Source organism: Paraflavitalea pollutisoli, assembly GCF_029360705.1.
GTDB lineage: Bacteria > Bacteroidota > Bacteroidia > Chitinophagales > Chitinophagaceae > Paraflavitalea > Paraflavitalea pollutisoli.
Window position 1 is genome coordinate 3,292,515 of sequence record NZ_JARKMX010000008.1, and the last position, 22,593, is coordinate 3,315,107.

Below are 22,593 nucleotides of genomic sequence, written 5' to 3' on the forward strand. Positions count from 1 at the left end.
TTTTTATTTATTCAATATGCCCCTCAGTACTTCTACAAATCGCCATACTTCTTCGTACGTATTGTACAGGGCCACGGGTGCCAGGCGAATGACGTTGGGCTCGCGCCAGTCGACGATGATGCCGGCAGCTGTCAGTGCATCGAAACAGGTGCGTCCGTCGCGGTGCATGAGCAAAGATACCTGACTACCGCGACTCTCCGCCGTACGGGGCGTAATGATCTCCATAGCGCCGGCGGGTATGGTTGCTTCCAATTGTTCGAGCAGGAACCACAACCAACTATTGAGTTGCTGTCGCTTTTGCTGGATGGCTTCCCAGCCTGCTTCTTCCACTATATCAAGTGCTGCCTTATGAGCAGCGTACAACAGCATGGAGGGCGTACTGAGGTTCCATCCTTCCGCGGTTGCGACCGGCACAAAGCCTTTCTCCATCCGGAAGCGGGTTTCTTTGTCGTATCCCCACCAGCCTGCAAAGCGATGGACGGATGCGTCGTTGTGGTAACGTTCGTGGATGTATACCCCACCAATGCCACCGGGCCCACTGTTCAGGTATTTGTAACTGCACCAGGCAGCAAAATCGACGTTACAGTTGTGCAATTGAATAACGACGTTTCCGGCCACATGCGCCAGGTCGAAACCGACCTTGGCTCCCACGGCCTGCGCTGCCTTGGTAATGGCCGCCATATCGAACAACTGTCCTGTATAATAGTTGATGCCTCCCCAGAGTACGAGGGCGAGCTCATCTTTGTGTTGTTCGATGGCCGCCAGGATATCTTCTTGCCGAAAGGTGTGCTCACCGGCTCGTGGCGCGAGTTCTACCAACACTTCGTTGGGATCGAGCCCGAGGTGCCTGATGTGCGTTTCGAACATGTATTGATCACTGGGGAAGGCTTTTGCTTCGCAGAGAATTTTGCGTCGCTTTGCTTCGGGCCTATAGAAGCTAACCATCAACAAATGCAGGTTGACGGTGAGCTGGTTCATCACCACTACCTCGTGAGGCAGGGCACCTACTACTTTGGCCAATGGTGCAGTCAGCGTATCGTGGTATTTCAGCCAGGGTTGATCGCCCATGAACCAGCCTTCTACGCCATACTGGCCCCAAGAATCGAGCACTTCCTGTAACCTTGCTTTGGTACGATAAGGCTGCAGGCCCAGTGAATTGCCGAGCAAATAGATCTGCTCGCCCCCATCGTGTGGCGGTATGATAAACTCCCGGCGAAAATGGGCCAGTGGATCTGCCTGATCGAGTGCCAGGGCCTGAGTGATGGTATTGCTGAATGTCATGTAGGAATGTTCGTTTAGATAGATCCTGTTTTGCCGCCATCTACCGGTATGCTGACGCCGTTGACGTATCCGGCGGCGGGACTGGCGAGGAAGGCAGCGACCGCTGCCAGCTCCTCTGCTTCACCGAATCTACGGGCGGGAATTTCATTGAGCATGCTTTCTTCGACTTCCTCGCTACTCTTGTTGAGCCGCCTGGCCGTTCCCTCGATGAGGCTGGTGAGTCGTTGCGTTTTTGTCAGCCCTGGTAAGATATTATTAACGGTGGTCCCGAACTGACCTACTTCATTCGCAAGCGTTTTAGCCCAGGAGGCAGTTGCTCCCCGGATGGTATTGCTAACGCCGAGATTAGCAATGGGAATGCGTACGGAGGTGGAGACGATATTGATGATGCGGCCATAGCCAGCTTCTTTCATGCCGGGTAATACTCCCTGTACTAAGAGCTGGTTGCATATGATGTGCTGGCTGAAGGCGGCGAGCAGGGCTTCGGATGTAGCCTCCGTGATAGGCCCTGGTGGCGGACCACCCGTATTGTTAACCAAAATATGAACGGGCTGATGGGCGACGATTTCGTCAATCGCCTGTTGCACCTGGGTGGGCTGTGAGAAGTCGGCCAGTTTGTAGCTGTGTGGCTGCTGGTGAGGAGTAGCCAGGCCAGCCACCACCTGTTGCAGGGCTTGTTCGTTGCGGGCGAGCAGGATGCAGGTAGCACCGAGCTGGGCCAGCTCTTCTGCAATGGCCTTTCCGATACCCTGTGTACTACCACCGATGACGGCCGTTTTTCCCTGTAAGGATGTGTTCATAAGCGGGATGATTTGCAGGGGCAAAGGTAGTGGAAAGGCAACGAGGGGAGGCGGGGTGGCAATAAAAAAGCGTCCGACATGGGCCCGGACGCTGCGTGTTGATAAGTGTACGATCTAGAACAAGTTGGGATAATCGCTAATGATGCCGTCGACGCCCATGGCTTTGAGCTTTTCAATGGTGGGTTTGTCGTTGACCGTCCAGGGCAGGATGCGCACCTGTTGGTCGTGGCATTCCTTCACCATTTCCGGCTTTACGAGAGTATACAGCGGACTATAGATATCGGGTTTGAACCCGAGCAATTTGATGTGTTCTGCAATACCTTTGGCATCAGCTACGAGGGCAGCTGTTATCATGCTCGGATATTTGCTGTTGATCACCTGCAGCGTGCGGAAGTCGAATGACTGTATGATCACGCGGGCACCAATGCCTTTTTTGTTGATCACTTCCATCAGCTTCGTAACAAACTCATCGGGTGCAGGATGATATTGTCCATCCGTCTTAGGGCTGCATTTTGTTTCTATGTTGTAGAAGACGGGCTTCAATCCTTTCTTCTTGATATACGTTTCAACTGAATCGATCACATCGGCCAGGCGGGGTTTGGTGGCAGCCATTTTCTGCTGGTCTTTGAACCCGGGATTCACTGCGAGACCTACGTCATACCGCTGCGTTTCTTCGTAGGTCATGCCAAATATATTCAAGCTGCGCTCTTCTGTCGATGTAACTCGGCTGCCATCAGGTTTGGTAGCGATGGAAGCAGAAAAGAATGGCTCGTGTGAGAGGATCACTTCTCCATCTTTGGTAATCACCGCATCCATCTCCAGTGTATTGACGCCGATATCGATGGCTTTGTACATGGCAGCCACGGTATTTTCGGGCATGAGGCCACGGCAACCGCGGTGCCCTTCTTTGTCAAATGCAGGAAGGTCGGAGGTTTTGGTCAGGGAATCTGTGCTTTTACGCGTTGCGTGACAGCTGACTACCAATAATACGATCAATGCCAGTTCTAATACGTCTCTCATTCGTTTCATTGTTCAAGATTACAGCATCTTCCGAAGGGAGATGTTGTACTAGCCTTTAAATAATTGTGATCTTCTTCTTTCCATTTCTTCGGCAATCGTTTGGGCATCGGCAGGACCTGCTTTCAATTCGTTCGTGATGTTGTCGAAGCTTGCTTCGTCACGATTCTGGCTAAGCTTAAAGACATTGTCGACCTGTGTTACGTTGATCTCGATGGCGACAATGGCTTTGATGAGCTTCTGAATGTATTCTTCGGGTAAAGCATCATAGGCACCCGGTGTATGTGGGCTGCCTTCAAAGTGGGTGGTAGCATCGCGCAGGGTGTTTCGCAGTTCGGCCTCATCGAGGAAGCGAACGGTACCCTGGGCCTGTACGGTGATGTAGTTCCAGGTGGAGCCCTGGTGCGGATTGGTATACCAACTGGCGCTTACATAAGTATGCGGGCCGGTGAAAATAGCGAGGACATTGGGATTTTGCTGCAACGCTTTGTGGTGGTCGGTATTGCGCATGATGTGACCGCGGAGGGTAAGCTGGTCATCTTGCTGGCGGATGAGTACGGGTACCTGGGTGGCTACCGGCTTATGGGCAGCATCCACGCCTGTGAGGACGATGAAAGGATTGGCCTTCATAAATGAAAGCACCTCCTCAAAGTTGTTCTCCTTGAAATAAGGCAAATGGTACATGTGTGAAGGGTTGCGGGCGCGAAAATACTTGATCTAAGACAATTTTAGACGTAAAAGTGGGGAATGGGGAAAACAGGCAGTAAAAGGCATCGAGGCAACCAGGCACAAAGGCAGCGAGGCGGTCACCTACAAAGGCAACAAGACACCAGGCAGCCGGGTTCAGCAGCAGTCCCGGCAACGCTGGGACAAAGGGCAATGACTTAGTGTTTCTTCTGTTGACCTGGGGCGTAGGGCTTGGCCGATTTAGAGCCAGTAACTTTTTTGGCCTGACCGGGTGGCAATGGTTTTGACCTGCTGCCGGAAATCAGTCCTTTACTGGAACAGGCAGGTGCCACTAATATGGTGACGGCGGCGAAGAGGCTAAGCAGGGTTTTCATGTGTTGTCGATTTGGGTGCAGTGTAAGCAAATAACGGGCCGGGCATAAAAAAAGCCGGTAAAGGATCGCTCCCCTGCCGGCTAGTATCTCAGCAATATATAGTTATTATTCAATCACTTCTGCTACTTTTCGGCTACCGAGGTTGGCATTGCGCATCGAAATGCTGCGGATGGTATTATCGGCAAACTCTTCAAATGCTGCCTTAGTGACGGCATCGTCGCCGACCATCGCGGGAATACCCTGGTCGCCACCTTCGCGGATGGACTGTACCAGCGGAATCTGACCCAGGAACGGTATTTCGTACTCGTCGGCCAGCTTTTTACCGCCCTCTTTTCCGAAGATGTAATATTTATTATTGGGTAATTCGGCTGGTACGAAATAGCTCATGTTCTCCACCAGCCCGATCAGGGGCACTTTCAATTGAGCCTGTCCAAACATGGCGATCGCCTTTTTGGCGTCGGCCAGGGCCACATCCTGTGGCGTGGTAACCACCACCACCCCGGTAACGGGCGCGGTTTGCATGAGGGTGAGGTGGATATCGCCGGTACCGGGAGGCATGTCGATAAACAGGTAATCGAGCTCATCCCAGTACACATCTGTCACAAATTGTTTGATGGCGGAAGAAGCCATGGGGCCGCGCCAGACCACCGCATTCTTTTCATCGACCAGCAGACCGATCGACATCAGTTTGATGCCGTAGCGCTCCAGGGGCACGATCATGCCTTTATCAGACCCTTCCACAGATTTCATCATGGGCCGCTCGCCGCGTACGCCAAACATAATGGGTACGGAGGGACCGTAAATGTCGGCATCCATCAGCCCCACGCGGGCACCTTTTTTCGCGAAAGCGAGTGCCAGGTTGGCAGCAACGGTGCTTTTCCCTACACCGCCTTTACCAGAAACGACGGCGATAATATTATTAACAGTAGGCAATACGGCACGGGTATCGCGACGGTTGGAAGTAGTGTTGGACGTGAAGTTGACGACGACCGTGGCTTCTTTATTGACCAGCAACTTAACGGCATTCACGCAGGCATTGCGGATATGGTCTTTCATGGGGCAGGCAGGTGTAGTCAAGACAACCGTAAAGGATACGAAATTGCCTTCTATCACTATGTCTTTGACCATGTTAAGTGTCACAATGTCTTTTCCAAGATCTGGTTCCTGCACATTACTCAAAGCCTCTAAAACTTTGTCGGGGGTCATCATCTAATTGTTTTGTTAAAATGATTCTGTTTGCTGCAAAATTAACCAATAACATGGTGATTTTGTTGACCGTATTTGAGGTTATCCTGTATATTTGAACCGCATGAAGAGACATTTACTACTTGCCGTTTTATTTGCAGTAGCTTTTCCGTTCCTGGCCAATGCCCAATTCGAGAAGCTGAAGGATTCCGTTATTCAATTATATGGTGTGGTGATGACCGCCGATAGCCTGAAAGCGTTGCCTTCGGTGAGTGTGGTGGTGAAAAGTGACGGCCGTGGTACCCAGACGAACGAGCAGGGTGTGTTTTCTATCGTTGTGCAAAAAGGCGACAAAGTAGAGTTTACCATCATCGGTTACAAGCCTAAAATCGCTGAAATTCCCCGCGACCTGGAGGGAAACCACTATAGCCTGATCCAGCTGATGGTGATGGACGCCCAGTTTCTGCCGGTAACTATCATTAAACCCAGGCCTACCAAGGAGCAGTTTGAGCGGGATTTTGTGAATGTACCGGTACCCGACGACGACCTGGAAACGGCCCGGAAGAACAATGACGAGACGAAACGCCGGGTGATTGCGCGGACCTTACCGCGGGATGGCCAGGAAAACAGCAATATGATGCTGAACAATACCAGCCGCAGTTATTATTACCGCGGTCAGGCCCCTCCCCAGAATATCTTCAACCCCTTTGCGTGGGGCGAATTCATCAAAGCCTGGAAACGGGGAGACTTCAAGAACAAGAACTAGCTTTAGTGCCATTGATATATTTGTGAAAGCGCCTTTCCAGGCGCTTTTTTCGTGCCCTACGACAAAAAGCGCCCTTGTGCGGGACGCTTTTATGCCCGGTGGATTAAGGCCGGGACCGGAAGGGCTGCCCAGCGTCTGGGCGATTATAGGTTTGTAAGGTGACCCTCCCCCACTTGTCGGGCAATCATTTGGCTGGTTATTGCCGGTACACGTGTAGGGTGATAGATGCCCCTGGATTCCATACGCGACGCCTGATTAAAATTGCTGTTGGCTTTACGAACCGATGGGCGACCAGTGAGACAGCCCCTCTTTAGCCCCGCAAGCAATGACCCGATAGGAGCATTGTCTAAGCTGCGGTGGGCGGTTCCTCATAATTCCTATTGCGTTATCCCTGTTCGTTAGTGATAGTTTACAGTTTTTAGCTCATAAATTTTGCTATGTGGTAAATAGCTTTACCTTCGCAGCCTCCTGGATTCAATGAACCGTAGCAACCCAGATCCAACTTCTTGTAAAACTCCACTATCCATCCAATTTTCTTGTGTATCCATGGCTGTTATTTATACAATTCGTTACGCGTTCCTTATACCTTTCTAACGGAAAGTAGCCCAACCAGACCATTCACTTTCCAATACATTTTTGTGTTTTTTTTAGTTAGGTGTGGCCGACCGACCCACCCAAGGTTTGCATTGCGCATCAGCCTACCGCTGTGCTGCAGCTGCTGACTATCGATGTGCTCATGCCATTGGTTCGCCGATATCGCCGAAAGGTGTCGACATATGTGGTTTTTCATAGGATACGTGGATTTCACGGAGGCGCATGTCTATGCGCCTCCTTTTTGCTATACCGGTTGGCTGTAAGAGTCTGCTACATAAAAAAAGGCCCATACAAACCGTATGGACCTGACTTTAGGTAACACAACAAACTACTTAATAATCCATGCCCATCGGTGCGGTGGCGGGTGCCGGGGCCAATTCTTTTTTTGGCCTATCACATACAACACACTCGGTCGTCAGCAGCAAGCCAGCAATAGAAGCCGCATTTTCGATGGCAATACGTGACACTTTGGTGGGATCGATGACTCCTGCCTCAAACAGCGACCCATAGCTGTCCGTCCGGGCATTGTAGCCAAAGTCCTTCTCCCCCTCTTTTACTTTTTGCACTACGATGCTTCCTTCCTGTCCACTATTGTGAACGATCTGGCGCAAGGGTTCTTCCAAGGCCCGCCGTACAATGGCTACGCCGGTATTTTCGTCTTCATTGGCTGCGTGTACAGCAGTAAGAGCGCCAGCTGCCCTGATGTAGGCGATGCCACCTCCTGGCACGATGCCCTCCTGGATGGCAGCACGCGTTGCGTGGAGTGCATCATCCACCCGATCCTTCTTCTCCTTCATTTCCACCTCTGTGGCTGCCCCTACATATAAGACGGCCACGCCACCGCTCAATTTGGCCAGGCGCTCCTGGAGCTTCTCGCGGTCATAGTCGGACGAGGTATTTTCCAGCTGCGCCCGGATCTGCGCTATCCGTGATGCAATGCTTTCCTTTTCGCCCTTTCCACCGACTATTACGGTATTGTCTTTGTCGATGGTAATGGATTCGGCTGTGCCCAGGTGACTGAGGTCAGCATTCTCCAGTTTATAGCCTTGCTCTTCACTGATCACGGTACCACCCGTGAGCATGGCCATATCCTGCAACATCTCTTTGCGCCGGTCGCCAAAGCCAGGCGCCTTAACCGCAGCCACTTTCAACGTACCGCGTATTTTGTTGACCACCAGGGTAGCCAGTGCTTCCCCTTCCAAATCTTCGGCAATGATCAACAGGGGTCGTCCGGTTTGCGCTGTTTTTTCCAGCAAACCGATCATATCTTTCATCGATGAAATCTTTCGGTCGCAAAGCAGGATGTAAGGATTATCCAACTCTGCCTGCATCTTGGCTGTATTGGTAACAAAATAGGGCGAAATATAGCCGCGGTCAAATTGCATACCCTTCACCACCTCGACGGTAGTATCGGTTCCTTTGGCTTCTTCTACGGTAATCACGCCGTCGTTGCCCACTTTGCCAAACGCTTCTGCAATCAGGGCGCCAATGGTTTCATCATTGTTGGCGGAAATGGTAGCTACCTGCCTGATCTTTGCAGCATCGGTACCTACCGTTTGTGCCTGTTGCTGCAGGTTGTCGACCACTGCCTGCACGGCTTTGTCAATACCACGTTTGAGATCCATCGGATTAGCTCCTGCAGCAACGTTCTTCAGGCCTTCGCCAATGATCGACTGAGCCAGTACGGTTGCGGTGGTGGTACCATCGCCGGCAATGTCGGCTGTTTTAGAGGCCACCTCTTTCACCATCTGCGCGCCCATGTTTTCAATGGGATCTTCCAATTCAATTTCTTTGGCAACACTAACGCCGTCCTTCGTTATGGCTGGTGCGCCAAATTTCTTTTCCAATACAACATTGCGGCCTTTTGGACCAAGGGTTACTTTTACGGCATTCGCCAGGGTATCAACGCCTGCTTTCATTTTATTGCGGGCGTTGAGGTCAAAAAAAAGTTGTTTTGCCATACACTTTAATTTGATAGTGATTCAATAGGTAATTAGGTTAATAGCTTACAAAAGGATCTTACATTACAGGATCGCGAGGATATCGCTTTCGCGCATGATCAACAGTTCCTGGTTTTCATAACGGAACTCAGTACCTGCGTATTTGCCAAACAGTACTTTGTCGCCGCTCTTGACGGTTACCGGCTCGTCTTTTTTTCCAGGGCCTGCCGCTACCACGATGCCAGTGAGTGGTTTTTCTTTTGCGGTGTCGGGAATGATGATGCCGCCGGCGGTTTTCTCTTCCGCTTTGGCAGGCTTAACGATAACACGATCGTGTAATGGAGTTGCCTTTACATTGTCTGCCATACTTGATGAATTTTGAATTGGTTACTATAAATCAAATTAGGTTTAAACAGATTGGCTGTTACAGCCTTAAAAATGGGTCATCAACCGGTATGCCAATGACTGCTGCTGATTCAATAGCCTTTCAAAATGTCAGCGTGGGCGAAAATCTGACATTAGGATTGGGGGAACCGCTTGTCAAAATTTCAGCTTGGGTGCCTATTCAACTTATCAACCAAAATGCCAGCAGCATGGACGGAAAAAATGGCAGTGATGGCTGGTGCAGCTTGACGGACAATGGCTGCCCCCCTTGCGCAAGTAAAAACACTTATTGTCTTGTTTAAAGTACCTGAAAGGAAGGATTGTTTCGGCAAAGTATGGTTGCCGGGGCCTATTGTTCCGTTATATTATTGGTGCTCCCAACGCCCAACCAACCAGTCACGTACTTATACTCCCACCCCGGGGCCATTGGCCTGTGCTTACCATTCAATCACCCTAGTACTGACGCTTATGAAATGGCGCTTTTTGCCCTTTTTATTGTTCTGGCTGTTCCTAACGGCCACCTTCTTCGTGCCTGTTGATTTTAACCTACTGGTATTGCCAGGCATTCATTTGACGGTGCTACCCGTGCATTTTGCGTTTAGCCTGGTAGTCATCGTAGTATTGCTGCTGGTCGTGGCAGGGTACTGGCGTATCGCGCACACGCCAGTACGATTCCGGGTGAGGTTCTACCTGCTGCACCTGGTGCTTACAGTGGCGACGGTGATCCCCTTCTGGTTTCCCGGTCTTTTCTATTACTTTTTCTATGCGCCGGGGGAATGGCCCCTGAACGCGACGAGCCTGCAATGCATATTCAGCCTGGTGGTATTGCTGTTGTTCTTTGTGGCGCAGATCGTATTTGGCGCCAACTACTATAAGGGGTTGCGCAAATGGGGTACCTGACCTGCTTTGGCTTTCAGCTTTCTATTCCAGTAAATGATGTAGATGGTGCCGATGAAGGTGGGCGCCATCCAGATGATGACGGTACCAATGTTGAGCCCGGCGACCAGGAAGGCAGTAACGGAAGCGATCAATGCGCCGACCATGCGGCCCAGGTGGCTGATGAGCCACGCATTCTTTTGCTGGGTGAAGATCTTGAAGGTCTGGAAATCTTTGGCCGTCATAAAAGCGCCGAAGGCGCCAAAGAAGATGTAGAGGATGCTGTTGCCAGCACTGTGCACCATACCGATGGTGCCTACCACCAACATGATGACGGATACGATCATCATGGCGCCGGAGATGGCTTTATCCTTCCATTCGGCAGTTGTTTTGCTCTTGCTTTTGAGGGTGAGTGCCCGGTTGCCGGCGAGCACCAGATAGATGGTGAAGATACCTATGAGGAAGAGGAACAGGTTTTCGTGGCGGGGCATACGTGCAATGAACAGGGATATGAGTGAGCTGATGACCATGGCATAAGAGAACAGGATGCCGGTGCGCCGGTGGTTGACGCCTCCTTTTTTTACGGCAATGCTGATGATGCCTGTGATGAGGCCAATACCGCCAAAGAAGGCGTGAATGTAAATGAGGATGCTGATGGTTCGCTCCATGGGGTGTAGGGGATTTTGCCGCAGTGCAAAATTGCAGGAATTGACGATACCGGGCAATTAGTCAGGAAAAGATGACTAGTATCGTGCAATGCGAAGAAGTGATCCTTCTGGAGCATGGGCATCAGCTATCAGGTTTATTTTCGCATAAACCGACGTTTTTGGTTCAGTACGGAGTTTTGATACACTATCTATGGGACATCTATGCTTTATCGATGGAATATCCATACTCTATCCTACCCTTTTCGTATTTTATTAATTGCTGCTTCTCTGTTACTGATTGCTAGATATGCAAAGATACTATTGCCACTGGATGGCTTCCAAATGAGGCTTGTCCGAAAGTGGTTGTTTTGTCCGAAATGTCCGAAATGTCCGGATGGATTCGGACAGTCAGTTGATAAGCACCGATAGAAAATGCCAAACTCTACATAAGACCTGCTTGAACGATCTGATACAGGCACTCCTGGACAGCAATAATTTTCTAAAAAAATCCTGATTTCCTTTAGTACCACATCGCCACTTTGTTGTTATATAAGAAAGGATAAGGTTTAATGGTTAACGAATTTGATTAGCGACGCCCTGCGTTTCCACGCGGGGTTTTCTTTTTTCTACTGGCTAACGTTCTATTAATCAAGACTAACCAACTGTGGCGACCGGAAAATGGTGAGAATACCTCATGCGCGTTTCTTGTAATCGATTCCATAATTCTGTTTTTTTATCACTACGCCCCCCTGCCTCTTTTGCGGCGGGGGTAGTTTTTTATGCCCGATTAGGACCAGATGATTCACCGTTTCAGGCAATACGCTTTTGCCATACTGCCCCGGTTTCCCGATCTTTGGAAGCAACCCAACCCCCTCCAACCTAGTCATGAAATTTCCTCATATCCCTTTCATCCTGGTATTCATCTTTTCGCTACTCCCTTTGCTTTTCGGAGATTGGGCCGTATCGGTAATCCCCGGCTGGCATACCACCATCTTCTCCACCCCGCCTCCCTACGTGGTGTTGGTATGTCCCTGGCTGTTGCTGGTGATCATTCTTTACAGGCTTCTGTATCGCAGGAGGGTAGTGATACGGTTGAGGCTATATATACTACACCTTTTACTCACTATTGCCCTACTCATTCCTGTACAGTACCCCCAACTGCTGATTTCCAGTACGATCTGGTTGCCGGAAAGCGCCATGAAAGACGCACTCTGGCTATTTATGGGGCCGAACCTAATCGGCCTCGCCTTCGCATTGGTACAGGTCGCCTTTGTCGTGTACGCCTTCAAAACAATCACCAATATGCCCGCCAAGAATAGTGACCTTTCCGCCTAAAAACAGCGCATTTATTGATCCTGTTTTTCGCGCATAACCGATTGTTTATGACAGGTTTTCGGGCCAAAATAAATTAGCATATTTTAAATCCAAAGCCAATCTGTAAATCGTATATCTTCACGCATTCGGGCAAGGGCCCCATGCAGTACTAACATACTGCGAACTACTTCAATAATATTTGAAGGCATTCGCTTTGATTCTCGGTTATGAAACGTAGGAAATTTCAATCCACGAGAAGAGAAGTGAAGAATACCGCTCCATAAGCAGTGCGGGTTCTCTCTTGTCTGTGGATAGGCTTCCTACGGCCTCATAACCAGATAAGCAGAGGCCCGCACTGTCGTTTTTGCGTAAGCGCGCACGCACTACCGGCATTTCCCGCCATCTGCTTCATTCTTTACGCAATCAGTATTTCCCGGGCCTCCCCGCCCGCATTCTTCATCTTTAAACTATTGACAAATGCCCAAGACATTTGAACGGCTGTACATCGGCCAGGAGGAGAGCTATGCGGATGACCCAAAGAAGATCATCAAAGCCTTCTTCCGTGACTTTCACCCGCAAGACGTACATCATTACCTCAACCGGTTATTGCTGTGCGCCCTCACCGAAAGCAATACCTTATTCCACACACCGCAGGAACGTGGTAATGCCATCCTGTTTTGCGAACAGGTGTGGTACACCCTGCAAGCCATCCATCAACTTCATAAAAAGTAATTGGCCACACTATGAAAAGACAATCTACAACGTCCGTAAAGCGGCAAAAGGGCTTCGAGATCCCGATGAGCCTCTTTACGCCACCGACCGACGGACCCATTGTGCAGCCAACTGCTGCTCAATTGCCTCATCCCCTTCCGCATCCACTACGTGATGCCGTGTTTCAGCAATTACAGTTATTGCAGGCCCCTGTGCTTCGCGCTCGTAACCTCAAGTTGTACGGTAAGATGCTGAACCCGCAAGGTCTTAAAAGAACGGAAGTGCCGGATATACGCCTTTCCGGCAAATGGATGCACGATGCAGGTTTCACCCAAATGGATCGTTTTTTCCTATACGCCTATGATGGTATGATCATCCTGGTACCGCAAGGGCCACCACCCTGCCCCGAAGCCAGGCAGTCGTGGGAGGGACATCCGAGTATCTGGCGGAAACGAAAGAAAACGAAGTTGGAGATCGAGCGGGAGTCAGTACCCTCCAAATATGCGGTGCTTTGGGGCACTAAGACCGAGAACCAAATTTCCTAACCAAAAAATCCGATACCATGCTCACCCATCTACTAAAGCATACAACTGGCTGTCTATACCATTACCGGGTAGTAGAAAACTACGATGCCTGGAAGGCCATTGGTCACGCCTTCAGCATGTATGATGTTGACCAAATGTCAACAGACTTTTACGTTATGTATGATACCGCTACCAGCCATCTACAAACCTATTTGCCCGAAAGCGTCATTGCGCGATTAACGCGTACCTACGAACAACTGCTCATTACCATTGAAGCGCTGTACTTTATGGCGAGGGATAAAGGCATCGATGTGAATGAGCGTCCACCCGAAGCGGGATTTTACCCGGCGTGGGCGCACGAACGGGTGACCCCGGAGGATATTATTCAATATTGCTGTAGCCAGAGCGAGCCACACGTAACCCGCAACGACCTGTGGATGCTGTTTGAAGGGGCTTTCGGACCCGAGTGGCCCCAGTTATCGAAACAGCGGCGCAAGCGAATGATGACCTTGTATGAAAGACTGGTGGACCTGGCAACGGCAGCGTACGTGATCGCTGTGCAGATGACGCTGTCTAAAAAGCCCCACCTGAAAGTCTAACCGCCCACCGGCCCGGCAATGCGAGATTGGTAGCTTTGGATAACAAACTACCATTAGCATGAAAGCAATTCACCTGGCGCAATTTGGCATCGACCACCTGCGGGCCGTGGACCTACCCACCCCCACCTTTACGGATGATGAAGTGCTGGTACGTACCACTGCGGTGGCGCTGGAATACCATGACCTGCTGGTGATCGAAAACAGGTTACCGTTTGGTATCCCGTTACCGCATATACCGGTGAGCGAGGGGGTGGGTATTGTGGAGGCGGTAGGCAGCCGGGTGACGCGCTGGCAAAAAGGTGACCGGGTGATGATACCCTTTATTGGCCGGTGGGAAGCGGGCAGGAATACGCCCTATAACAATGCCTGGCGGACGGGGTTTACCCGCCCTGGCCTGCTGGCCGAGTACACTGTACAACCCGAACATACGCTGGTGCGCACGCCGGCTAACCTGACGGATGAGGCCGCTGCCTCGCTGCCCGTATGTGGCCTGACGGCGTGGACCGTGCTGATAGAAAAGGCACGCATCCGCCCCGGGCAAACGATACTGGTGCAGGGCAGCGGCGGCGTATCCCTGTACGCCTTGCAGATAGCGCGGCTTTGTGGACTACGCGTGATCGCCACCACCAGTAGCCCCGAAAAGGCTGAACGCCTGCGGGAGCTGGGTGCCGAAACGGTTATCAGTTACAAGGAATACCCGAATTGGAGCGAGGAAGTCAGGAAGGCAAACGGCGGCATAGGCGTGGATGTAACCCTCGACATTGCTGGCACGGACACCATTGCCCAAAGTACGCTATCTGTGAAGGAACATGGCTTTGTAGGGCTGATCGGCCTGCTGACCGGCCTGGACCTGACGATGAACTTTATCCCGCTCATCAGCAACTACGTACGCCTACAGGCCTACTCGGTAGGCAATGCCCAGGAGCTGGGAGATTTCGTCAAAGCCATCGAGGTCAATAACCTGCAACCGGTGGTTGATGGCGTATACCCGTTTGACCAGGTAAAAGCCGCTTTGTATCGTTATAAGTCGGGGGAGGCCTTTGGGAAGGTGGTGGTTGCTTTGTAGCCGATATCGTAGCATATCGTTTGAGATTCTTGGCACCAGATGCTGGGGATTTTTGCATAGTAAAATAGTACTCTAGAAGACCTGATTCGAGCATAGATGTGCTTAAAGGCTTGATTTAAATCAATTCAAATCCCGAATTTTATCAGATTTTTTCTACTTACAAAATAAATCTATTGGCCGCTTAGTACCATCAGGCAGTTATGTTGTTATAATAGAAAGGATAAGGTTTAATGGTTAACGAAATTGACTAGCGACGCCCTGCGTTTTCACGCGGGGCTTTTGCCCTTTGCCGAAGCCTTCTTCTATTTTTTATGTGCATTTGTCCTTAATTAGCCGTCGGCATAATATTTCGCATAGCGTATACGTTCAACGTTTGGCCGTTTATAGTGAACATACATTTGTCTAAAATAGCTTCCCGTTTAATTACTCCACAGTTAATCAAGTTAAAAAAGTATTTATGAAATTGGTCTCGGCAACTTTAATCTTGCTATCAATTTGTTTTGTGGCTTCATCACAAGATTTACCGCTTAACTCCGCCGGTTTTGTATACATCGGCGATTCAATCAAAACAAATGGAAAGTCGTTGCAAGAAGTCAAAAGCATTATGTCAAAATGGGCGCATTCACTACTTGATCAAGCCCATATAAGCAGGGTATATAATCTAAATAATTCTAAACAGACAGAAAGTGTGTCCATTAATCTCCCTCTAGGATCGATTCTGACTCATGAGCAAGGCAACAATAAATTTGTCTCAAACGGAACTTTAGTTTATACCAAAACTAAAAAAGTAGCATTTACACCTGTTGTGACATTTGGCGCTGTAAAATTTTCACTGTCATACTACTTAACCAGGTCGCTCATAGTTTATGATTTTGTAAACCTAGAATACAGCCATGACATGCAGCACTATGGCAAATTCGAAGAGGAAAAAGGACCAAAAGATGCCTATAATAACTCATTACTTTTAAAAATGAGTAAGAAAGAATGGTCATCAGTAAAAATTGAATACTATAACTACCTTAAAATTTTAGCGAGAAACCTAAACGACTATTTGCAAGTTTCGTTTTCTAATACTAACGAAGTTGCTACAAACGCAGGCATAAATTATGACTGTTACAAAAAAATTATTATTGGCATGAGTTATGAGGAGGTGATCAAAATTCTTGGAGAAGAGGGAAAAGAGACCACTAACGGATCGACTAAATTAGAAGGGAAAACTGTCAGTCAGCAAGCTTTTATTTGGAAGGCTCTAGATCATTCCAAAAGTATAAGCATAATATTCATTGATGGTAAAGTCTCGGCAAAATCACAATCCAATCTTTAAAGTCACTCATGCAGCTTAACTTCAGCTGTAATAATCGATCTCACCAAATAGAATAACGACAGCTAGTTGATAAAACACATTCCCCAACATACATGAAGCAATTCCCTCCTGCATACATGTAGTCACTAGCCTGCAAAAAGATTTGCGAATTATCTAAATCACTTGTCGAACCAGGCAAATATATTCACTCACTAGTATATGCTCTGGTGGTAGCATTTGAATTAAACTTCATAAAGTTGAAATGTCAGGGATGGCTACAGCTACTCTAAGTAAGTTTCACGGCCATAAAATCCACTTAAAACTTTGACCATCAGAAAATTAAAAAACCAAAATACCTTTTTCCAGATTCGCCTAAATTTGCTAATGTTGCCCTAAACCGTCCAAATTCCATAAAGTGAAGCTAAAATACTTTGAGATCTATTAGGATTTCGCCTCCTTATTGGAATTTATGGCCATTCAATTGAATAATACCAAGATAATTAATGAATGCAGTTGAGATAGAAGAAGCTATTTCGCTATTAGCCGAACAACCGTTCGACCCACAGGAATTTCCTTATTCCTTTCTAGAGGCGTTCGGTAATAAAGCTACCACAATAAAACGTCTTAGAACAGGGAATAATAATAAATCAGATGTAGATGGAGGAGTATTACAACAAAATAATATTCATATAGCGGTTTGTGAAGAGGGAGAAACAGAAAACACGTTAACGAAATTACGAGAAAGCACTGCAACAAGTAAAGGCAAAGTAAAGTATATACTTACTACTGATGGTAAAGAATTTCAGGCCGAAGAACTAAACAGTGGCGAAACGATAGTTTGTACATATACATCCTTTCACGATCATTTCGGCTTTTTTCTACCGCTCGCAGGAATCAGCACTGTTAAACAAATCCGGGAAAACGCCTTTGATATTAAAGCGACAAGCCGCCTAAATAAGCTATATATCGAACTGCTACGCCACAATCCGGAATGGGCAACGGCAGAACGCCGCCATGATATGAATCACTTTTTAGCGCGTCTAATTTTTTGTTTCTTTGCGGAGGATACCGATATATTTGTAGAGGCCCGGCTTTTCACTGATACCGTACAAAAAATGAGCGCACCTGATGCTTCAGATACTCATGAAGTTATAAGTGAAATATTTCGGTCAATGGATATTAAACATGAGGAGCGAGCCGAGAAGAAGGTAAAGAATTGGGCAAGAAAATTCCAGTATGTCAATGGGGAACTATTTTCAGGATCGACCGAAACACCAAAATTTACAAAAATTGCCAGATCTTACCTTCTTCATGTAGGCAATCTTGATTGGAAAAAAATCAATCCCGATATATTTGGTTCGATGATTCAGGCTGTAGCGGACGAAGGCGAACGCAGTTTATTAGGCATGCACTATACATCTGTACCAAATATTCTGAAAGTTCTAAATCCGCTGTTTCTTGATGATTTGAGGGCACAGTTATATGAAGCCGGTGACAATGCCCGCAAATTATTAAACCTGCGGAAACGGATTTCACGAATACGTGTTTTTGATCCAGCATGTGGATCAGGTAACTTCCTCGTAATCGCCTACAAACAGTTGCGAGAAATTGAATTTGAAATTAACAAACGCCGCGGGGAAAATAACAAACCAACAGAAATTCCATTGACTAACTTTAGAGGGATAGAATTGCGTGATTTCTCAGCGGAAATTGCACGATTGGCGCTTATTATTGCCGAGTATCAATGTGATACACTTTATCGCGGGCAGAAATTAGCACTTGCCGAGTTTTTACCATTGGATGCTGAAAACTGGATTATTTGCGAAAATGCGCTTCGAATAGATTGGATTTCACTGATGGATGTGAGAGGAACCGGTGTAAAGCTAAATGGCCATGACCTATTCTCAACGCCCACAGATCAATCCCAAGTTGATTTCGTAAATGGAGGTGGGCAAATTTATATCTGCGGCAATCCGCCGTATTTAGGCCGAAAATATCAGTCAGACGAGCAAAAAAATGATCTTAAAAACGTTTTCTCCGGGAGAACAAAAGATACACTCTCGTTGGACTATGTATCAGGTTGGTTCATTAAAGCAGCTGATTTTATACTACAAGCAGAATCAAAAGCAGCTTTTGTTACTACTAATTCCATTTGCCAAGGAATTCAGGTTTCAGCCATGTGGCCCGTCATTTTCAAGCAAGGTGTATTCATCTCATTTGCATACCAATCATTTAAGTGGTCGAACCTTGCTAGTCACAATGCAGGCGTCACCGTTTCTATTATAGGACTATCAAAAAAAGAGCCTTTCAGAAGAATATTTACGGTCGATAATGCTAATGAAACCATAGTTAAAGAGGTTGATAATATTAATGCCTACCTGGTTGCCGCATCCAACGTCTTTGTATCCCAAAAAAGTAAAGCGCCCGACGATCGGACGCCTATGCAATTTGGCAATCATCCATACTATGCCAATGAACTAATGCTAAAGCCAGACGACGCTCGATCAATAATAAGACAGAATTCAACGGCACGAAAATTCGTCCGACCCCTATACGGATCTGCAGAACTTATTTCCGGCACACCAAGAATGTGTCTATGGATAAAAGAAGACACTCTGCAAGAAGCGGAAAGTATATCTGAAATTTCAGCAAGAATTAATATCGTAGCTGCTACGAGAAAACAAGTTAAAAACGATGTTCAGGCACAAAAGCTTGTATCGACCCCTTATAGATTCCGTGATCAATATGAAGCAATAAATCATTTAATTGTCGTACCAATAGTAAGTTCTGAAAGTAGACAGTATCTTCCAGTCGGCGTGGTAGACGCCGATGCTGTAGTGCACAACAAAGCTTTCGCTTTATATGATGCTCCCTTATGGAATATGTCAATAATTGCCTCTAGCATGCATATTGCTTGGATAGGGGCAGTATGTGGTAGATTAGAGATGCGGTTTTCATATTCAAATACACTCGGCTGGAATACATTTCCTCTACCAACTTTAACTTCAAATAATAAAAAAGATTTAACCTCTGCCGCTGAAAACATCCTACTTGCTCGAGAAAAGCATTTTCCTGCCAATATCGCTGACTTATATGACCCTGAAAAAATGCCTAAAGATTTGCGTATCGCACATGATTGGAATGATGAAGTTTTGGAACGTATCTACATAGGCCGGCGTTTTAAGAATGACACAGAACGCCTTCAGAAATTATTTGACCTTTATAGTTCGATGACCACAAAATGATTTTTTCCACATGGATAATAAAAAGTTCTTCCCATCAATAACTGTCAATTATAAAAGCACAGGAAGTTCAACTCAGTCTAATGAGCTTGGAATGCGGCAGATGCAGGAACGTGTGTATAATAAACGTGGAGAACAATATTTGTTGATTAAGTCCCCCCCAGCTTCTGGAAAAAGCCGTGCTTTAATGTTTATTGCTTTGGACAAATTAAACAATCAAGGCATTAAACAAGCGATTATCACCGTACCTGAGAAATCCATTGGCTCTAGTTTTCATAATGAACCACTTACAAATTTCGGCTTCTACTACGACTGGCAGGTAGAGCCAAGATGGAACCTTTGTAATTCACCTGGAGAGGAAGGAAGCAAGGTAAAGTCCGTGAAGGCATTTCTTGAAAGCACTGATAAGGTACTCGTTTGTACGCATTCAACTTTTCGATTTGCAGTAGAACGGTTTGGCGTAGAAATTTTCGATGAGCGTCTGATTGCCATTGATGAATTCCATCACGTGAGCGTCGATGAGGGCAACGTACTTGGTTCTCAATTAAAGCAGCTGGTAACACGCGATAAGGTTCATATTGTGGCAATGACCGGTTCATATTTTCGCGGGGATGCCAACCCAGTTCTAATGCCAGAGGACGAAGCTAAATTCGATACAGTAACTTATACATATTACGAACAGCTTAACGGATATGAGTACCTAAAAACCCTTAATATTGGTTACTTTTTTTATGGAAATGCATACGTGGATGAGATTTTGAGCATTTTAAATCCCAACGAAAAAACTATCATACACATACCAAACGTTAACTCCAGGGAAAGCATGGGGGATAAAATCAAAGAGGTTGAGCATATCATGCATGAGTTGGGCGAATGGTTGGGAGCAGACACAAATACTGGCTTTCATTTGATAAAAACAGAGGGTGGTAAAGTTTTAAAAGTCGCAGACCTCGTAGATGACGAGCCGACAAAACGCAATAAGGTTTCTGCTTCATTAAAACTACCAGAAGCTAAAAGCAACCGTGATCATGTGGACATTATTATTGCGCTTGGTATGGCAAAGGAAGGCTTTGATTGGATTTGGTGTGAGCATGCCCTAACCGTTGGCTATCGCTCGAGTTTAACAGAAATTGTACAAATTATTGGCCGAACTACTCGCGATGCTCCTAATAAAACTCATGCCCGTTTTTCAAACTTGATTGCTGAGCTTGATGCCACAGAAGGGGCTGTTACAGATGCCGTGAATGATACACTCAAGGCCATTTCTGCAAGTTTATTGATGGAACAGGTACTGGCTCCGAGGTTTAATTTCACACCTAAGCGACCTCAAAGCGGTCCTGTTGACGGATTTGACTACGGAGAAGAAGGCTATAATCCCAACAAAGAAAACATTGGATTTAATGAACAGACTGGTCAGTTTCAAATTGAAATAAAGGGGCTTTCCATGCCCAAGAGTGAAGATGCACAACGTATTTGCAGAGAAGATCTCAATGAAGTAATTGCAGCGTTTGCCCAAGATAAGCAAACGATTGAACGTGGTCTTTTTGATAAAGAGATCATCCCACAAGAACTAACGCAAATCCGGTTTGGAAAAATCATCAAAGACCGATATCCTGAATTGACTGAAGATGATATCGAGGCAGTGCGACAACATGCAATAGCCGCACTAAATCTTACACAAAAAGCCAAAGAGACCCTCAATAACGATGAGGAACTCAGCAGCCGGGGAAACACAGCACTCATTGACGGCGTACGTAAATTTGCAATGGATGTCCGAGATCTTGATGTAGATTGGATTGATAGTATTAATCCATTTAACGAAGCTTACGCCATTTTGTCCAAGGCAATGAATGAGCATAGCCTAAAAGCGATGGCTGAGGTAATATCCGCCAAGAAACCTAACATTTCGTTAGAAGAAGCACGGGAACTGGCGAAACGGGCAATAAAATTCAGAAAGGAAAGAGGCAGATTACCAGAAATTAATTCTGCTGATCCATGGGAACAACGAATGGCGCAAGGTATTGCTTATCTTGCAAGGCTAAAAGCAGAAGAAAGAAATGGCTAAGAAGAAGAAACTTACAGAAGAAGACAATGAGCTTTTGGCAGAACTTGGCATTGAAATAGAGGCCAAGAAAGCGGGTGCTTATACTGCACGCGAAGAGCGGATTATAGCCGGGTTTGAAGAAATTCAAAAATTCGTGGAAGAGCAAGGCCGTTTACCCGAACACGGAGAAGACAAAGATATATTTGAAAGGATGTACGCCGTTAGGCTTGACCAAATCCGCAAACAGAATGAATGCAAGACTCTTCTTAAAGCAATGGATTTTCAAAACCTTTTAGACATCGACAATATTAAACCGTTTAACATTCCGGATGACTTGAAAGACGATGAATTGTTAGCACAACTTGGTCTCGACGAAGACGAGGACAATTCTATAACCAACCTTAAGCACGTCAAATCCCGCGCAGAAAGAAAAGCGGCTGAGGAAATAGCCAACCGGACTCGTTGTGAAGATTTTGAGCAATTCAAACCCCTATTTGAGGCGGTAAAAAAAGATATTGACACAGGTCAAAGAGTAACTGTTCGTTTTAGAAAAGACGCAGGCTTTACCAAAACAACTTTGAAAAATGGGCAATTCATCATCGTCGGCGGCCTTCTATCCTACATTTCAGAAGTAGGTGAATCTTTTAAAGCCCCAAATGGCGAAGACGATGCTAGATTAAGAGTTATCTACGCCAACGGCACTGAAAGCAATATTCTGCTAAGGTCGCTCATCAGAGGGATGTACAAGGACGATACAAGTAGATTTGTCACTGAAAATAACAATGGCCCGCTTTTCTCTGGTGAGTCTGACGAAAACGACATAGATGCAGGAACGATCTACGTACTTCGAAGCCATTCAGACCACCCACTTGTTAAAGAAAACAGGAACATTGTCCATAAAATAGGTGTGACTGGAGGCGATGTAAAAAAAAGGCTGGCAAATGCTAAATTTGATCCAACTTTTCTTATGGCTGATGTAGAAATCATCGCAACTTACCGGTTAGCAAACATCAATCGAATAAAGCTTGAAAATGTTATTCACAAATTTCTAGGCGCAACAAAACTAGAGGTTGAGGTTAAAGACCGTTTCGGAAAGCGAGTTAAATCCAAGGAATGGTTTTTGGTCCCATTATTTATTATAGATCAAATGGTTGAAAAAATTAAAGATGGAACAGTAGGCGATTATTACTATGACCATAAAACTGCTGAGTTAAAACGGTACTAGTGTACAAATAACCT

The 22,593-nt window shown here is 46.9% G+C and carries 21 protein-coding genes; 12 read left to right on the forward strand and 9 right to left on the reverse strand.

Annotation, left to right across the window (positions count from 1 at the left end):
* Nucleotides 1–3: 3 nt before the first annotated feature.
* The 6 genes from kynU to P2W70_RS26860 form a co-directional block, all read right to left on the reverse strand.
* Nucleotides 4–1,281: a kynureninase gene (kynU, locus tag P2W70_RS26835; protein WP_276484643.1), complete on the reverse strand. Its 1,278-nt coding sequence runs from the start codon at nt 1,279–1,281 to the stop codon at nt 4–6.
* Nucleotides 1,282–1,295: 14 nt separating this feature from the next.
* Entirely contained in the window at nt 1,296–2,081 is a 786-nt protein-coding gene (locus P2W70_RS26840; RefSeq protein WP_276484644.1) for an SDR family oxidoreductase, read from the reverse strand.
* Between the two features lie 114 nt (nt 2,082–2,195).
* A complete protein-coding gene (locus P2W70_RS26845; RefSeq protein WP_276484645.1) occupies nt 2,196–3,110 on the reverse strand; it encodes a glycerophosphodiester phosphodiesterase family protein in 915 nt (304 codons plus the stop codon).
* Nucleotides 3,111–3,149: 39 nt separating this feature from the next.
* Nucleotides 3,150–3,782: an FMN-binding negative transcriptional regulator gene (locus P2W70_RS26850; RefSeq protein ID WP_276484646.1), complete on the reverse strand. Its 633-nt coding sequence runs from the start codon at nt 3,780–3,782 to the stop codon at nt 3,150–3,152.
* 200 nt (nt 3,783–3,982) lie between these two features.
* On the reverse strand, nt 3,983–4,159 hold the full coding sequence (locus tag P2W70_RS26855) for a hypothetical protein (RefSeq protein WP_276484647.1): 177 nt from the start codon (nt 4,157–4,159) through the stop codon (nt 3,983–3,985).
* 105 nt (nt 4,160–4,264) lie between these two features.
* Nucleotides 4,265–5,368 (reverse strand): Mrp/NBP35 family ATP-binding protein, encoded by a 1,104-nt coding sequence (locus P2W70_RS26860; protein WP_276484648.1) that lies wholly within the window; start codon nt 5,366–5,368, stop codon nt 4,265–4,267.
* A gap of 100 nt (nt 5,369–5,468) precedes the next feature.
* Between P2W70_RS26860 and P2W70_RS26865 the strand changes: the two genes are divergently transcribed.
* The gene (locus P2W70_RS26865) at nt 5,469–6,110 is read left to right on the forward strand and encodes a carboxypeptidase-like regulatory domain-containing protein (RefSeq protein WP_276484649.1); all 642 of its coding nucleotides are present in this window, start codon (nt 5,469–5,471) and stop codon (nt 6,108–6,110) included.
* Nucleotides 6,111–7,036: 926 nt separating this feature from the next.
* Here P2W70_RS26865 and groL read toward each other — a convergent pair.
* Nucleotides 7,037–8,665, reverse strand: a complete 1,629-nt coding sequence (gene groL, locus P2W70_RS26870) for a chaperonin GroEL (RefSeq protein ID WP_276484650.1) — start codon at nt 8,663–8,665, stop codon at nt 7,037–7,039.
* 63 nt (nt 8,666–8,728) lie between these two features.
* Nucleotides 8,729–9,010 (reverse strand): co-chaperone GroES, encoded by a 282-nt coding sequence (locus P2W70_RS26875; protein WP_276484651.1) that lies wholly within the window; start codon nt 9,008–9,010, stop codon nt 8,729–8,731.
* Between the two features lie 5 nt (nt 9,011–9,015).
* On the opposite strand from P2W70_RS26875, the gene P2W70_RS26880 reads away from it, so the two are divergent.
* A complete protein-coding gene (locus P2W70_RS26880; protein WP_276484652.1) occupies nt 9,016–9,330 on the forward strand; it encodes a hypothetical protein in 315 nt (104 codons plus the stop codon).
* A gap of 166 nt (nt 9,331–9,496) precedes the next feature.
* Nucleotides 9,497–9,928 (forward strand): hypothetical protein, encoded by a 432-nt coding sequence (locus tag P2W70_RS26885; protein ID WP_276484653.1) that lies wholly within the window; start codon nt 9,497–9,499, stop codon nt 9,926–9,928.
* On the opposite strand, the gene P2W70_RS26890 is transcribed toward P2W70_RS26885, so the two are convergent.
* Nucleotides 9,898–10,572, reverse strand: a complete 675-nt coding sequence (locus P2W70_RS26890; RefSeq protein WP_276484654.1) for a hypothetical protein — start codon at nt 10,570–10,572, stop codon at nt 9,898–9,900. The two genes, P2W70_RS26885 and P2W70_RS26890, sit on opposite strands and share 31 nt — an antisense overlap.
* 864 nt (nt 10,573–11,436) lie before the next feature.
* Between P2W70_RS26890 and P2W70_RS26895 the strand changes: the two genes are divergently transcribed.
* The 9 genes from P2W70_RS26895 to P2W70_RS26935 all read left to right on the forward strand — a co-directional run bounded on the left by P2W70_RS26895 (nt 11,437) and on the right by P2W70_RS26935 (nt 22,579).
* On the forward strand, nt 11,437–11,886 hold the full coding sequence (locus P2W70_RS26895; RefSeq protein ID WP_276484655.1) for a hypothetical protein: 450 nt from the start codon (nt 11,437–11,439) through the stop codon (nt 11,884–11,886).
* A 456-nt stretch (nt 11,887–12,342) separates the two neighbouring features.
* Entirely contained in the window at nt 12,343–12,597 is a 255-nt protein-coding gene (locus tag P2W70_RS26900) for a hypothetical protein (RefSeq protein ID WP_276484656.1), read from the forward strand.
* A gap of 11 nt (nt 12,598–12,608) precedes the next feature.
* Nucleotides 12,609–13,121 (forward strand): hypothetical protein, encoded by a 513-nt coding sequence (locus P2W70_RS26905; RefSeq protein ID WP_276484657.1) that lies wholly within the window; start codon nt 12,609–12,611, stop codon nt 13,119–13,121.
* Nucleotides 13,122–13,138: 17 nt separating this feature from the next.
* Nucleotides 13,139–13,699, forward strand: coding sequence for a hypothetical protein (locus P2W70_RS26910; RefSeq protein WP_276484658.1), 561 nt, complete (start codon nt 13,139–13,141; stop codon nt 13,697–13,699).
* A gap of 58 nt (nt 13,700–13,757) precedes the next feature.
* On the forward strand, nt 13,758–14,765 hold the full coding sequence (locus P2W70_RS26915; protein WP_276484659.1) for a zinc-dependent alcohol dehydrogenase family protein: 1,008 nt from the start codon (nt 13,758–13,760) through the stop codon (nt 14,763–14,765).
* A 457-nt stretch (nt 14,766–15,222) separates the two neighbouring features.
* The gene (locus P2W70_RS26920; RefSeq protein WP_276484660.1) at nt 15,223–16,089 is read left to right on the forward strand and encodes a hypothetical protein; all 867 of its coding nucleotides are present in this window, start codon (nt 15,223–15,225) and stop codon (nt 16,087–16,089) included.
* A gap of 482 nt (nt 16,090–16,571) precedes the next feature.
* Nucleotides 16,572–19,313 (forward strand): class I SAM-dependent DNA methyltransferase, encoded by a 2,742-nt coding sequence (locus P2W70_RS26925; RefSeq protein WP_276484661.1) that lies wholly within the window; start codon nt 16,572–16,574, stop codon nt 19,311–19,313.
* A 10-nt stretch (nt 19,314–19,323) separates the two neighbouring features.
* Entirely contained in the window at nt 19,324–21,375 is a 2,052-nt protein-coding gene (locus tag P2W70_RS26930; RefSeq protein WP_276484662.1) for a DEAD/DEAH box helicase, read from the forward strand.
* Nucleotides 21,368–22,579: a GIY-YIG nuclease family protein gene (locus tag P2W70_RS26935; protein WP_276484663.1), complete on the forward strand. Its 1,212-nt coding sequence runs from the start codon at nt 21,368–21,370 to the stop codon at nt 22,577–22,579. Before P2W70_RS26930 ends, P2W70_RS26935 begins: the two co-directional genes overlap by 8 nt.
* Nucleotides 22,580–22,593: the final 14 nt, after the last annotated feature.

Excerpts from the sequence above, each read along its gene's own strand:
- kynU (WP_276484643.1), bottom strand. The coding sequence starts at position 1,281 with ATGACATTCAGCAATACCATCACTCAGGCCCTGGCACTCGATCAGGCA.
- P2W70_RS26840 (WP_276484644.1), bottom strand. The coding sequence starts at position 2,081 with ATGAACACATCCTTACAGGGAAAAACGGCCGTCATCGGTGGTAGTACA.
- P2W70_RS26845 (WP_276484645.1), bottom strand. The coding sequence starts at position 3,110 with ATGAAACGAATGAGAGACGTATTAGAACTGGCATTGATCGTATTATTG.
- P2W70_RS26850 (WP_276484646.1), bottom strand. The coding sequence starts at position 3,782 with ATGTACCATTTGCCTTATTTCAAGGAGAACAACTTTGAGGAGGTGCTT.
- P2W70_RS26855 (WP_276484647.1), bottom strand. The coding sequence starts at position 4,159 with ATGAAAACCCTGCTTAGCCTCTTCGCCGCCGTCACCATATTAGTGGCA.
- P2W70_RS26860 (WP_276484648.1), bottom strand. The coding sequence starts at position 5,368 with ATGATGACCCCCGACAAAGTTTTAGAGGCTTTGAGTAATGTGCAGGAA.
- P2W70_RS26865 (WP_276484649.1), top strand. The coding sequence starts at position 5,469 with ATGAAGAGACATTTACTACTTGCCGTTTTATTTGCAGTAGCTTTTCCG.
- groL (WP_276484650.1), bottom strand. The coding sequence starts at position 8,665 with ATGGCAAAACAACTTTTTTTTGACCTCAACGCCCGCAATAAAATGAAA.
- P2W70_RS26875 (WP_276484651.1), bottom strand. The coding sequence starts at position 9,010 with ATGGCAGACAATGTAAAGGCAACTCCATTACACGATCGTGTTATCGTT.
- P2W70_RS26880 (WP_276484652.1), top strand. The coding sequence starts at position 9,016 with ATGAATTTTGAATTGGTTACTATAAATCAAATTAGGTTTAAACAGATT.
- P2W70_RS26885 (WP_276484653.1), top strand. The coding sequence starts at position 9,497 with ATGAAATGGCGCTTTTTGCCCTTTTTATTGTTCTGGCTGTTCCTAACG.
- P2W70_RS26890 (WP_276484654.1), bottom strand. The coding sequence starts at position 10,572 with ATGGAGCGAACCATCAGCATCCTCATTTACATTCACGCCTTCTTTGGC.
- P2W70_RS26895 (WP_276484655.1), top strand. The coding sequence starts at position 11,437 with ATGAAATTTCCTCATATCCCTTTCATCCTGGTATTCATCTTTTCGCTA.
- P2W70_RS26900 (WP_276484656.1), top strand. The coding sequence starts at position 12,343 with ATGCCCAAGACATTTGAACGGCTGTACATCGGCCAGGAGGAGAGCTAT.
- P2W70_RS26905 (WP_276484657.1), top strand. The coding sequence starts at position 12,609 with ATGAAAAGACAATCTACAACGTCCGTAAAGCGGCAAAAGGGCTTCGAG.
- P2W70_RS26910 (WP_276484658.1), top strand. The coding sequence starts at position 13,139 with ATGCTCACCCATCTACTAAAGCATACAACTGGCTGTCTATACCATTAC.
- P2W70_RS26915 (WP_276484659.1), top strand. The coding sequence starts at position 13,758 with ATGAAAGCAATTCACCTGGCGCAATTTGGCATCGACCACCTGCGGGCC.
- P2W70_RS26920 (WP_276484660.1), top strand. The coding sequence starts at position 15,223 with ATGAAATTGGTCTCGGCAACTTTAATCTTGCTATCAATTTGTTTTGTG.
- P2W70_RS26925 (WP_276484661.1), top strand. The coding sequence starts at position 16,572 with ATGAATGCAGTTGAGATAGAAGAAGCTATTTCGCTATTAGCCGAACAA.
- P2W70_RS26930 (WP_276484662.1), top strand. The coding sequence starts at position 19,324 with ATGGATAATAAAAAGTTCTTCCCATCAATAACTGTCAATTATAAAAGC.
- P2W70_RS26935 (WP_276484663.1), top strand. The coding sequence starts at position 21,368 with ATGGCTAAGAAGAAGAAACTTACAGAAGAAGACAATGAGCTTTTGGCA.